The organism is Protofrankia sp. BMG5.30, assembly GCF_001983005.1.
Lineage (GTDB): Bacteria > Actinomycetota > Actinomycetes > Frankiales > Frankiaceae > Protofrankia > Protofrankia coriariae.
Genome location: NZ_MOME01000023.1, coordinates 60060 through 72164, shown reverse-complemented (window position 1 = coordinate 72164; position 12105 = coordinate 60060). Strand labels below are relative to the sequence as shown.

Below are 12105 nucleotides of genomic sequence, written 5' to 3'. Positions count from 1 at the left end.
TTCGTGTCGGGCCGCGTATTTCGTGTTCAGACCGCGTGGTCGATGGCCTCGGTGTCGCGGGCGTGCGCGTGCATGGCGGCCTCCGCGTCCTTCAGCGCCATTTTCATACGTTCCAGGACGGGGACGAATTCTTCGATCGCATGCTGCATGCGTGTCATGTTCGGCCGGAACTCGCTCTCCCACAGATTGTCGAACGACGTCGCCCGCCGGCCTTTCCAGTCCATGCTCTTCACTCCGGTGGTGAGCACGCTGATCWTGCCTTGCATACGGTGGACGCTGCTGTTCATATCGTGGACGAGCGCGGTGGTCTCCACGTCCGCCTGCTGCCCGAACTTACGCCCCAGGTCATGTGCCTGGGCAGGGTCGAGCTGATACATCGTCATCTCCGTTCGATTCGATCGTCCCGTCACCGGCCATCGATCACAGCCATGGCCACGGTCGCCAACTGAAATCACGACCAACGCTACGGGTGGCACAGCGACAATGACATCGGGAGCCCTCCCCAGCCTATTGGGAAGGGCTCCCGATACCGTCTGGAGGCAGCATTCCCCCAAGCTGATGAGCATGAGTGAGGTGGACATCCTCCGGGCAAGGGCCGATGCGCTCCAGGACAGCTTGGACGAGGCCGATCGTTACGCGCGGGAGTGCCGCGCCGTGGCGGCCCGGTTGCGGGCCCCGCTGGACAGGTTGTCCGACGTGACGATCGATGTGCGTGGCATGCGCTCGAAATCCGCACGGATCGACCGGGCCCGGACGAGGGCCGAGTCGGCCAGGAACGCGGTCGGCTCGGCCCGGGCCAACGTGTCCGACATGGTGGACGAACTCCAGAACATCGCCCGCAGGTACGAGCGGAAAGCCGACGCGGCGCGGGCGGACCTCACAGTGGCGACGAGCCGGCTTGCCATGGCGGTCACGAAACAGTCCGTGGTGGGGCCGTGACGGGATTCGCGGGCCTGTTCGTCTTCGTCTTCGCCGAACTCTTCGACACCGACCATGACCTGCGCGCTCAGGCACGCCTGGTACGCGAGGCGGCCAACGCCCTGACCATCGACGCCGGCGGGCTGCCCCCGGAGGCACAGACAGTCGTCGCAGGGCTGGCAACACTGCGCGACCGGCTCGAGCGCGCCGCTGACGACCTGACCGCGGCGGCCACGGCTTTCGGCCAGATCGGCGCCGACGCGAAACGGGCGGACACCCCCGGCTGGCTGGACCGCGTCAAGGCGTTCTCCGCCATCGCCCTCGGCGAGGCCCCAGAGATACTCCTCCGTCGACAGGGCAGGCGACGCGTCTTCCGGCTACGGAACGACGTACGTCGCAGCTCGCGGCTGCTGATGGACCTGGAGAACAGGCAGGAGGCCGCCCACCGGGCCGGTGACAGCGCGCTGGCGCAACGTCTCCAACGTGACATCAGGACCCGCAGAAAGCTGCTGAGGAAGGCAGAGAAGGATCTGCGGTTGACGCGGCGGGATGTCCGGGAGCTACAAGCGGCGGGATATATCACAAAATGGGATGAGCGTTCCCTGCGTGCACTGAAGGAGCTGTCGGGTGCGCTCGGTATGAAAGTGAGTGCAGATATTCTCACTGCCAGGGAGTGGCACGAGTCGATACGCAAGGCGGACAGCCTTCCGAAGGCGCTCGGGAAACAAGCGCTCGGCCGTTTCGAGAGCCGTCGGATACCGACTGGCCGTGACACGCCGGAAAAAATACTCCCATTTTTCCCCAAACGGGCGACCACGGCCGATAATCTGGCCGGGCACGCCCGGCGGCTGCTGGACAGCCCCGGTAGCCGACGGGCAGCCGGTGCCATACCGGTGGCCGGCGTCATCGTCGATGCCAGTAGCACCTTCATGGCTGGCAAGAAACTCTGGGACGATCCGAGCCTTGGTAATACCGTCGATTTCGCGGCCAACACAGCGCACCTGATCGGTAACATTCCGACCCCGCCGACTGTCATCCTCGGCGAGGGGATCGGTTACGGTCTGGACGGCGGCAAATTCGTCGGCGACCATGTCGACGACGCCGCCGACGCGGTGGGCGACGGCGTCAAAGCCGTGGGCAACGGCCTCAAATCCGCTGGCAATAGCGCCAAAAAAATATTCGAGTCAATCTTGTGACGAAGAAACCACCGACCGCTGTCCGGCTCACCGGTGACGAGCTGACCGCCATTGCCCGTTGCCTCGGGGCCCGGCGGTTTCCCCATGTGCCGTACAGCGGCTACAACGAGATCGACGAGGAGCTGCACCCCCTCCTGGACGACGAATTGCTTGCCGGGCTGGCCGCTCGTGGTCTGGTGGACGTCCATGCCGACGGCGAGCTCCGGCTCGCGGGACCGCTTGCCTCGGTGGTCGGCGCCGTGGCGGCCGGCCGCGTCCACATCGCCGTCGAGCAGATCAGGCCGGYCGGTGACCCCGGTACGACACGGGCCTGCGCCCTCGTCGCGGGTGACCGCGGACTGGTACGGCACTGGAGCGACGGGCCGCTGCACGATCTCGAGCACGACCCTGACACACACGCGCTGGACGTTCGCCTACGCGTGACACTCAGTGATCTTGTCAATCCCTCCCCGGGCACCGGGCGGCCTGGCCGGCGCAGGCTGCGGGCCACGGAGCGCCGGCTGGCGGACGCCCTCCCCGCACCGGCGGACGGCTGGCGGCGGGTCACCGTGCTCGCCCGCACCGACGACGCCGGGGACGACGCGCGGGTCGACGGGCTGCTGGCCGTCTTCGACGGCGGCCCGGGCGAGCTCTGGCTGGGGCACTGCGAGGACGCCGACGCCGCTGATGGGAACGCCGCGCTGACGATGGTCGCCGACCCGGTYTCGGCAGCCGGGGTCGACGCCGCCATCAGGGAGTTCACCAGCATCCACCATGCGTGAGCGCTTTGGGACGGCGTTCCGTGATGCCCTCCATCGGCCCTCGCATCGGGCTGGTCTTCGAGATGGGCGGTGTGAGGCGAGGCGGGACGAACGAAGCGGCTTCGGGTGGCGGAGACGAGTGGCCCGACGACGGCCGCAAAGTTTCGTATTACGATAGTAGCCGTGAAGATCCACCGTTCGGCCCGCAAGCACGGCGTGGCCGACGGGGACATCACCCACGCTGCCGTGGGCTACCTGGTTGCCTACCCCCTCGACGGTGAGAAGCCGCCGCGAGAGCTTCGGCTGGGGCCGGACCGGGCAGGCAACTTCCTGGAGATCGTCGTACTGCTCCTCGACGACGGGACCGAATTGATCATTCATGCGATGCGGATGCGTCCGAAGTACCGCAGTCTCCTGCCGTGACAAGGAGGGACGAGATGACCGGCGAGACAGAGCACACCCGTACGTCGGGAGGCGTCCTGGTGACCGACGAGCTCGTGACAACGCTCGCAGCGGAGGCCGAGGCCGGCTATGACGTCGAACTCCTGCGCCGCCGGGGCGGGCGGCGTCCGATCGGATCGGCGCCGGGAGAGGTCGTACCGGTGCGGCTGGACCCGGACATGCGGGCGGCCCTGGCCGCCCGCGCGGACGCCGACCACACCAACGCCAGCGAAGTGATCCGCCAGGCGCTGCGCGCCTGGCTCGACGTCGCCTAGCGGGAGCGGTTTCGTGGTGGGCCGGGTCGCGTGACAGCCGGCCCACCACGTGGGCTCACCAGACACAGCCGAGGAGCTCGTTCGTCGACCCCGCGGGCTGGGTCGTGGTGAGGTTGTAGTACCGCGGCGTACCGGCGGTCCAGGTGCGCCAGACCGGCCGCTCCCCCCTGCCGAGGCCGCACGGCATGAACCTCGCTATCAGGTTCGGCCCGTTCCATGGTCCTGAATCGGCAGGCGAATAGCTGCCAATCTGCGAGTACGAGTAGAAGTGATTGACGTCGAGCCCGTTGCACCGACCTTTGCCAGCCGTGCAGTAGAAGCCGTTGATATTCCGTGCGCCCGGCAKGTTCTCTGATCCTGGGGGCGCGTACGCGCGGCCGATCGGCACGGATCGCCGGCCGTAACCGTCGGGTGGGCCGTCAGGGGTCTTCCGCAACGCCCAGACGTCGAGGGTGTTGTGCTGGTACAGCGTGTACTCGACGGGCTGCCAGGGGGAATAGCGCAGCGTGACGGGTGAGCCTATCGGCTGCTTACCAACCGGCGTGTCCTGCGCCCCCACCTGGTTGGCGACAGGGAAAAGATCCGGTACGGGATTGCACGTGAACCCGTGGGCGCTGATGTCGGCGCACGCTGCGTTGATGTCCCATCCGACATAGCTTGTTGATAGGGTGTTGTTCGGACTGTAATAAGTGATGTCGATGGTCGAGCCGATTTTCGCCTTGGTCCCGGGCCCCAGACTCTGGGCGTAGACCGTGCCGGACTGCTGGCCTGTTCCGGCCGCGGTCACGCCTTCGACAGGAGTGCATGTGAAACCGGCGGCCCGTACCTTGGCGCAGGCGTCCTGGTAGGTCTGCGGCACCGGGTTGACATAGTCCCCCACGGTGTTCTGGCCGGAGTAGTACGTCACGGTGACCGTGCTGCCGGCTTTCACCACCGTCGACGGCGGCGGGTCCTGCGCGCCAACGGTGCCGGGCGCCTGGCCGGTGCCGACAGCGGTGCCGCCTTCCTTCGGGTCACACTTCAGCCCATAGGTGGCGAGGGTGGCGCAGGCCGTGCCCTGCGGCTGACCAATGAAGGAGGGCAGGGCGATGCTGTCGTAGTAGGTGAGCGTGACCGTGCTGCCCTTGGCGACCGACGCGCCGGCCCGGGGGCTCTGGCCGGACACCTGGCCGAGTTGCTCGGGAGACAGCGCCAGGGTGCCGCTGGGCTGCTTCGTCGTGCACAGCAGCCCCGCCTGTCGCAGGTAGTCACAGGCGCTGTCCACGGGCTGTCCGAGCACGTTCGGGGTCCGCAACGGCCCGACATAGCTGACCGTCACCGGGCTGCCCTCGGGCACCAAGGCGCCGGCCCGCGGACTCGTGTTGATCACTTCGTCAGCCGCGAGGCCGTCCTGGTCTCCCGCGGGGAGCGGCTGGCAGCGCAGGCCGCTCTGTTCGAGACGGTCACACGCCTGCTGGTGGAGAGTGCCCTTCGGGAACGACGGCACGGTGACCCGCCGGGCCGGCGGCGCGGCGTCCGCGGGCGGGCGCGRCACGGCCGTGGGCGGTGCGGCCGGCGCCGACGGCGCTACAGGTGGTGGTGCCGACGGCGTGGGCTGGGCACCTCGCGGACCTTCGGTTCCGGTGCGTGACTCGCTGTCGACCACCTCGGACCTAGCGCCCTTGTCGGCGTCCCGCTCGTGCCCGTCGGCGTCCACCACGAGCGTCCGCTGATCATACTGCTGGCCGGCCCATACCCGGCCGCCGTCGACCCACAGATCGAAGGGGCCGTGCTGACCGGGCACATCGAAGGGACGGCCCTCAGCCAGACCGGTCGAAAGGTTGATCCGCCACAGCCTCGGCCTGGCGTCCCCACCCTGCCGCTGCCCGCCGCGCTCATTATGATCATTACGGTCCGGCACATAGATCCAGCTACCGAGCGTGGCCGGCGAGTCCAGGTCGGTCGGGGTCGGGCCGGTAAGCTGGACGGCCCGCTCGGTGCCGACACGCGGGTCGAGGATCGCGACGTTTCCCTTGACCTTGTCGACAGCCACGACGTAACGGCCGGCGCCCCGCCATGAGCCCAGCACCACATTCGACCCATTCGACCCGGCGAGGGACAGCTTGCCGAGCTGGCGCGGGGCCCGGCCGTCCACGGCGTATGCCCGGCCGTCGGCGACCACCACGACGGGATGGCCGTCCGCGACGGTGAGACCGACCGGTGAGCCATCGAATGGCACGGTCCGCGCGACCCGGCCGCCGGTCACCTCGGCGACGCTGTTCTTCTTGGTGAGCACCCACACCGAGTCGTCGACCGGAACCTGCACCGAGCCGCTGGCCTCGGCCTGGGCGAGGATACCGTCCGGGATGGCGATACGCGTCGGCCCGCGTTGCGGGGTGCCGATCGTCTCGACGCTGTCCGTTTTCCGGTTGACGACGTAGCCTCCCGACCGCGTGACACCCACCTCCACGCTGTCGAACGCGCTGCCGCGTGGAATGCTGACCGGCGGCGCGTTCGGCGTCAGGGTCGCGCCGTCGAAGGACTGGACCGTGTCAGTGTTCCTGTTGTGCACGATCACCTGCCCGTCCGGAGAGGGGATCACCTGCACCTTTTCCTGCCCGGTGGCGATCGGCTGTCGTGCCGTCGCGTCCGCCTGGCCGGTCTCACCGTTGAGATGGGTGAGCGTGTAACCATTCGCGGCATATGTGGATCCGTCATCAAGAAAGGGCCGGGTGGCGGTGTATCCGACACCAACGGCGACGGCGAGGACGGCGGCCAGTACACAGACCACGGTTACCGCGCCGACTGCCCGGTTCGCAGGTCTCCTGAACAGGCGTGGCGGCGCGAAACGCCCGGCTCGGCTCACCCTGGCTCCTCTCTCGATGGATTGGCGCGTCCGTTAGGCTACAAAACGCCACAGAAGGTGGAAACGGGGAGGCTTCCCCAACGACGTTCGGGTGCGGAGGCAGCGCGAGGTGGACGGGGTGGACCTACGTGTCGTCACAGATGGCCTGGAGCATCGGACAGTGCCCGGTGAGACCTTCACATTCGGCCGGGACGACGGATGCACCGTCTGTCTCGATCCCGAGGACAAGGCGATCTCCAGACTGGCCGGGTTGGTGGAATGGATCGGCGAGGTGTGGATGCTGTCGAATCCCAGCGCGACGCGGCACTTCGCGACCGTCGACCCGTTCGGGCTACGCAGGGTGGTCGGGCCTGGCAAGCGGGATCCGGTCGAGGGACGCCTCCGGGTGATTGTCGACGGCGCGGCCCGCAGCCATGAACTGATCATGTACGGTCCGCCAGCCGCTGGCCGACAGCCCAAGGCGCCCACCGGGATACCCACCTCCGCCGGCCTGAAGGTGACGATCAAGGACGCCGACCGGCTCGCTCTGGTCGCGCTCTTCGCGGGCTATCTCCAGGACGGGGACCGCTACGATCCGGCCCCTCGGTCGTACGCCGCGGCGGCCGCCCGACTGGGCTGGAACCGCACCACGTTGATAAAGCGGATCGAATATCTGCGAACCCGGCTAACCGACGACGGCGTACCGAATCTTCAGGGCTGGAACGCGCTGTCGGCGCTCGCCGAGTACGTGCTCACCACCGGCCTGATCACCCCGGCGGATCTGCGTCTCATCGGCCAGGAACCTGGGCCGGATTCCACCTGACCGGGCCTGGCCAGGCTGTCGGCCGCCGGCCTGGCCGTCGTTCCCGCCACCGCGGGCCGGGTTCGGGCCGGGTTCCAGGTCCGCCATGTCCGGTCAGGTGTATCCGGCAGGTCGTATGGGGAGACCTTCCGGTTCCGCCGTGCCGGCCGGCTCGCTAGGCTCCGGGGGCACCCGGATCGGCGGCCTTTCCCGGCCGACAGAATTCCACGGATCGGTCCCACGGACCAGGAGACGGCCAGCCGGGCGGGAGACCTTCGTGCCTGAATACGGCGGGCCCGGCGGCGTGTACATACGCACACGCCATTGCCGGATGTTCGTCATTTGAATATTTACCGTGTTGGAGTGGATTCGCGGGTCATGACACTGCCAGGAGTTCCCGGCCTTCGGCTGCTCGCGTCGGTACCTGCCGGCGGGCCGCTGCTCAGCATTCCCGCGGTATGTGAACGCGACGGTCAGCGGGTCGAACTGCTGCTGGTCACGGCCACGCTCGACCCCGCGCGGCTGCGGCGGATCCGGGTGGAGTGCGCGGAACTGGAGGCCATCCTCGCCGATGTCGACGAAACCGTCGTCCAGCCGCTGATCGATCATGGCGTGGACGCGGAGGGCCGGCCGTACCTGCTGTTGGGGCAGATGGACGCGCGGCCGGTCACGGAGCCGGCCGTGGCCGCCCGGCTCGACGCCGAGCGGATCGCCCGAGCCGCCCGGACGATCGCGGACGGACTGCGCGCGCTGACCACCGCGGGCTTCGTCGGAGCACCCCCGGAACTCGGGATCACGGCCACCGGCGGATTCGTCCTCGCCACGCCGCTGCCCCCCACCCTCGCCGGTCTGCGCACCGCGTCGGGCCCGTGGCTCGGCCACGAACCACCTGAGATCATCCGAGCCGGTCGCACGCCGGCGGTCTGGACCGCCAGGGCGCGGGTGTATGCGTACGCGTCCCTGCTGGCCGGCTGGTCCGCCCTGGCGGACGCGGCCGCCGGGCAGGCACCCGCCGGTGGTCACGCTCCACGCATCCCGATCCGGTTACACGCCGCTCTACGGGATGCCATGGCCGCCGACCCGGCACGGCGCCCTGCCACTCTGGACGACCTTGCCGACGCGCTCGCGGACGCGGCCCGGCCCGACGCCGGCAACGACACGCTGGTGCCACCAGCCGCACCCGTTCCCGTCCGTACCGGCGTCCGCCAGCTGGGCAGTCGCTACCTGCTGGAGGAGGAGATCGGCAGCGGCGCAGCCGGCACCGTGTGGGCCGCCCGTCGGGTGGACGACGGCAGCCGCGTGGCGGCGAAGCTGCTCCGGGTCGTCCCGGGCGACCGGTCCCGCACCGCCGCACGGTTCCTGCGCGAGCACGAGACGCTGACCCGCCTACAGCATGATCATCTGCTCCGGGTACACGACCTGGTGGCGGAGGGCGAGGTACGGGCCATCGTGATGGACTTCGTCCCCGGGGGGAACCTGCGGCGACTGGTTGACGGGCCGCGTCTCCCCGCGGGCGATGTGGCCCGTCTGATGGCCCAGACCGCGAGCGCGCTCAGCGCGGTGCACGCCGCCGGGGTGGTGCACCGCGACATCAAACCGGAGAACATCCTCGTCACCGAGCGGGCAGGCCGGCCCGCGGCCCTGCTCGCCGACTTCGGGATCGCCCGTGACATCGCCGGACTGGTGCACACCACATCGCTGGGCACCGCGGGCTACATCGCCCCTGAGGCGCCCGCCGGCCAGGAGATGGGCACGCCCGCGGACATCTACGCGCTCGGCGTCACCGCCTGCGAACTGCTCATCGGCCGGCGACCGGACAGCGGGCCCCCGGGCGCTCCAGGCCGGCGCCGATCCCGTCAACGGCCGCTCCCTCACCCGGACGGGGTCGACGGACAGATCTGGGAACTGCTCGCGGCATGTCTGGACGATCGTCCGGCCGCACGGCCCACCGCCGTGGAGGTGGCACGCCGGTGGGCCGAGTTCACCGACGCGCCGGAGCTGATCGCGCCCGTCGTCCCGGTGAMGAGCGGCCGCCCGTCCGGGGACGAGCACAGCGGGTACAGGTCCGATGCCGATGACCTCCTCGGTCCCGGCGTCAGCGCAGGCGCTGGTGGCGGCGAACTGGAGACGCGGGAGAGCAGCCGCCGGCTGCCGGTGCGTCCGGAAGAATCCGCGCCGCGGCGGCGTGGCAGGGGGCCGCTGGCCGCCACGGGGACGCTGGTCCTGCTCGGCCTGGCTGTCGGCGTCGGCGTGGCGCTGCTCCAGCATCGCGCTTCCCCGCCCGGATCCACCGTCTCGCCAGCCGGCCCCCAGCAGTACCCCGTTGCCACCTCCATCAGCGCTGGGCAGAACAGTACCGCCACCGTTACCTGGGCACGGGACGCCGAGGGGCTGCCCGGCCTCGAGGGATATCTCGTCCTTCGCTCGAGCGACGGCCAGGAGTATCAGCCGGTCACGGTTCCGTCACTGCTACCCGCGGGCCAGACCTCCTTCTCCGTCACCGTGCCGGCCGGCGGACGGACGTGTTTCCAGGTGATCGCTTTCGGCGTCACCGCGCCGCCACCGACCCCACTGCCGCAGCCGGCCTGTATCGCCCCGCCCACCACACCGTGAGGACACACCTGTGACCAGCCCCTACCAGATGCCCCACCAGCCGGCGGCCGCCCCGACGCCGGCCGGCGTCGATGGCGCGCGGTCCGCCGCCGACGCCGTCGTAGCCAACATCGAGCAGGTGCTGCACGGCAAGACAGAGGCGGCCCGCCTGGCGGTGGCATGCCTGTTCGCCGGCGGGCACCTGCTCGTCGAGGACGTGCCCGGCACCGGCAAGACCTCCCTGGTCAAGGCGCTCGCCGCGAGCATCGGCGGCGACTGCCAGCGCATCCAGTTCACCCCCGACCTGCTGCCCACCGACATCACCGGCGTGTCCGTCTGGGAGGAGCGTTCGGCGGCCTTCCGGTTCCGCCAGGGCCCGGTGTTCACCAACGTCGTCATCGCCGACGAGATCAACCGGGCCTCCCCCAAGACGCAGTCGGCGCTGCTGGAGGTGATGGAGGAGGGGCAGGTGACCGTCGACGGGACCACCTACCCGGTGCCCACGCCGTTCCTCGTGGTGGCCACCCAGAACCCCGTCGACCTGGAGGGGACCTACCGGCTGCCGGAGGCGCAGCTCGACCGCTTCCTCATGCGGATCTCGCTCGGCCACCCCGACGTGGCGGTCGAGGAGAAGATCCTGCTCGGGCGAGCCCGCTCGGCGCCGCCGACGCTGCACCCGGTCGTCCGTCTCGAACAGGTCTCCTGGCTGCGACAGGAGATCACGACGTCGGTCCATGTCTCCCCGGAGATCGCCCGCTACATCGCGTTGGTGGCCTTCGCCACCCGCGAGCACGAGGCGCTGCACCTGGGGATCAGCACCCGGGGAAGCCTCGCCCTCGTCCGCGCGGCCCAGGCGCACGCCGCCTGCCTGGGGCGCCATTTCGTGACACCGGACGACGTCAGGGCCACCGCGGTGGCGGTACTCGCCCACCGGCTCGTGCTGTCGGCCCATGCCGAGGTGCACGGCAACACGGCAGCCGGTGTCCTCGCCGAGGTCCTGGACAGCGTCCGGGTGCCCGCTCTCTCAGCCACGACGGCATGAAACGGCTCCCTGCCATACGGTTCCCCGCCGCGTGGTCCGTGACGAAATCGGCGCGAGGAGCCTTCCGCCGCAACGGTGTGCAACGGTTCTCCGTCACCCGTACCGGCCGTGCCCTCGCCGGGGGCGCCGTACTCACCTATCTGGCGGGTGTGGCACTGGGCTACCCGCTGCTCACCACGATCGCCGTCGGTACATGCACGCTGCTCCTCGGGGGGATGACGGCCGTACTGGTCCGGCCAGTGGTGGTGCTGTCCAGGAAGCTGCCCCGGGAACGGGTCAGCGTGGGTGAGCCGGTCGAGGGCAGCATCGAGGTGCGCAATCCCTCCCGGCGGCCCGCACCCGCGTTCACCGCCGTCGACCACGTCGGCGACGTCGCCGTGGAGCTGTCCGTGGYGCCCGTCCCACGAGGGCGGACCCGCGCGCTGTCCTACGCCGTACCGACCGAACACCGCGGGCGGATGCGGCTGGGACCGCTGACCGTCGAACGCCGGGACCCGCTCGGGCTGTTCCTCTGGGCCCAGCGGCAGACCGCCGACGGCGTGCTGTGGGTGCATCCACGGACCCATCCCCTGCGCCCGCTTCCGGCCGGGACGGTACTCGATCACGAAGGCCGGACCGACGACAACGCCCGGCTCGGCACGATCACTTTCGCGGCCCTGCGGGAATACGTCCCTGGTGACGACCCCCGTCGCATCCACTGGCGGTCCACGGCCAGGCTGGGGACTCTGGTCGTCCGCGAGTACATCGACACGACCGAGCCGGCCACCAGCGTGCTCCTCGACACGCGGGCGGACAGATATGACCCGGCGGCCTTCGAAGAGGCCGTCGAAATCACCGCCTCGGTCGTCGGCAGCGTCGCCGGTCTCGGCCGACCTGTCGTGCTGCGCGTCGTCGGTGAACGCCTCGACGAGATCCTGACCGCCGGGGCGACATCGACGCTGGACCGGCTCTCCCTTGCCCAGCGCACCGAGGACACCGCGGCCGTCGGCATGTTCGGCGACCTCGAACGGCTGTCCGCCGGAGGCGCCCTGGTCGTCGTCACCGGCGCGGTGGACACTGCGGTGCTGGCCCGGCTCGCCCGACAACGCCGCCGGTTCAGCCCGGTGGTGGTGGTCTCGCTGCCTGGCGACGGCACGCCCGGCCGGCCCGGTATCCGCCGCCAGCTGGGGATGACGACGTTGACCGCGCGCACCGCCGTCGAGGCGGCCGCCGCCTGGAACAGGATGGTCACGGGGGGCACGGCATGAAGGGCAGCCGGAGCACCGGCCCGCGTAC

11 protein-coding genes are annotated in these 12105 nt (G+C 69.8%); 9 read left to right on the top strand and 2 right to left on the bottom strand.

The features are described from left to right. Positions 1–26: 26 nt before the first annotated feature. On the bottom strand, positions 27–377 hold the full coding sequence (locus BL254_RS27140; protein WP_175648375.1) for a WXG100 family type VII secretion target: 351 nt from the start codon (positions 375–377) through the stop codon (positions 27–29). Positions 378–564: 187 nt separating this feature from the next. On the opposite strand from BL254_RS27140, the gene BL254_RS14275 reads away from it, so the two are divergent. The 5 genes from BL254_RS14275 to BL254_RS14255 all read left to right on the top strand — a co-directional run bounded on the left by BL254_RS14275 (position 565) and on the right by BL254_RS14255 (position 3570). Continuing rightward, positions 565–939: a hypothetical protein gene (locus BL254_RS14275; protein ID WP_139342309.1), complete on the top strand. Its 375-nt coding sequence runs from the start codon at positions 565–567 to the stop codon at positions 937–939. Continuing rightward, positions 936–2114 (top strand): hypothetical protein, encoded by a 1179-nt coding sequence (locus BL254_RS14270; protein ID WP_047223151.1) that lies wholly within the window; start codon positions 936–938, stop codon positions 2112–2114. Before BL254_RS14275 ends, BL254_RS14270 begins: the two co-directional genes overlap by 4 nt. Next, positions 2111–2875, top strand: a complete 765-nt coding sequence (locus tag BL254_RS14265; RefSeq protein WP_076843537.1) for a hypothetical protein — start codon at positions 2111–2113, stop codon at positions 2873–2875. The genes BL254_RS14270 and BL254_RS14265 overlap by 4 nt, the downstream gene beginning before the upstream one ends. Positions 2876–3037: 162 nt before the next feature. Continuing rightward, complete coding sequence (locus BL254_RS14260) at positions 3038–3277, top strand: hypothetical protein (protein ID WP_047223149.1); 240 nt, start codon at positions 3038–3040, stop codon at positions 3275–3277. Positions 3278–3291: 14 nt separating this feature from the next. Further along, a complete protein-coding gene (locus BL254_RS14255; RefSeq protein WP_076843536.1) occupies positions 3292–3570 on the top strand; it encodes a ribbon-helix-helix protein, CopG family in 279 nt (92 codons plus the stop codon). A 55-nt stretch (positions 3571–3625) separates the two neighbouring features. Here the strand turns inward: BL254_RS14255 and BL254_RS14250 are convergent, their stop codons facing one another. Next, entirely contained in the window at positions 3626–6415 is a 2790-nt protein-coding gene (locus BL254_RS14250) for a PASTA domain-containing protein (RefSeq protein ID WP_083731086.1), read from the bottom strand. Between the two features lie 91 nt (positions 6416–6506). Here BL254_RS14250 and BL254_RS14245 point away from each other — a divergent pair, with 91 nt between their 5' ends. The 4 genes from BL254_RS14245 to BL254_RS14230 all read left to right on the top strand — a co-directional run bounded on the left by BL254_RS14245 (position 6507) and on the right by BL254_RS14230 (position 12077). Beyond that, on the top strand, positions 6507–7217 hold the full coding sequence (locus BL254_RS14245) for a hypothetical protein (RefSeq protein ID WP_047223147.1): 711 nt from the start codon (positions 6507–6509) through the stop codon (positions 7215–7217). Positions 7218–7574: 357 nt separating this feature from the next. Continuing rightward, positions 7575–9809 carry a serine/threonine-protein kinase gene (locus tag BL254_RS14240; protein WP_139342308.1) on the top strand — a complete coding sequence of 745 codons (2235 nt, stop codon included), beginning with the start codon at positions 7575–7577 and terminating at the stop codon, positions 9807–9809. 28 nt (positions 9810–9837) lie between these two features. After that, positions 9838–10830: a MoxR family ATPase gene (locus tag BL254_RS14235; RefSeq protein ID WP_047223184.1), complete on the top strand. Its 993-nt coding sequence runs from the start codon at positions 9838–9840 to the stop codon at positions 10828–10830. Between the two features lie 38 nt (positions 10831–10868). Then, positions 10869–12077, top strand: coding sequence for a DUF58 domain-containing protein (locus BL254_RS14230; RefSeq protein ID WP_217699287.1), 1209 nt, complete (start codon positions 10869–10871; stop codon positions 12075–12077). Positions 12078–12105: the final 28 nt, after the last annotated feature.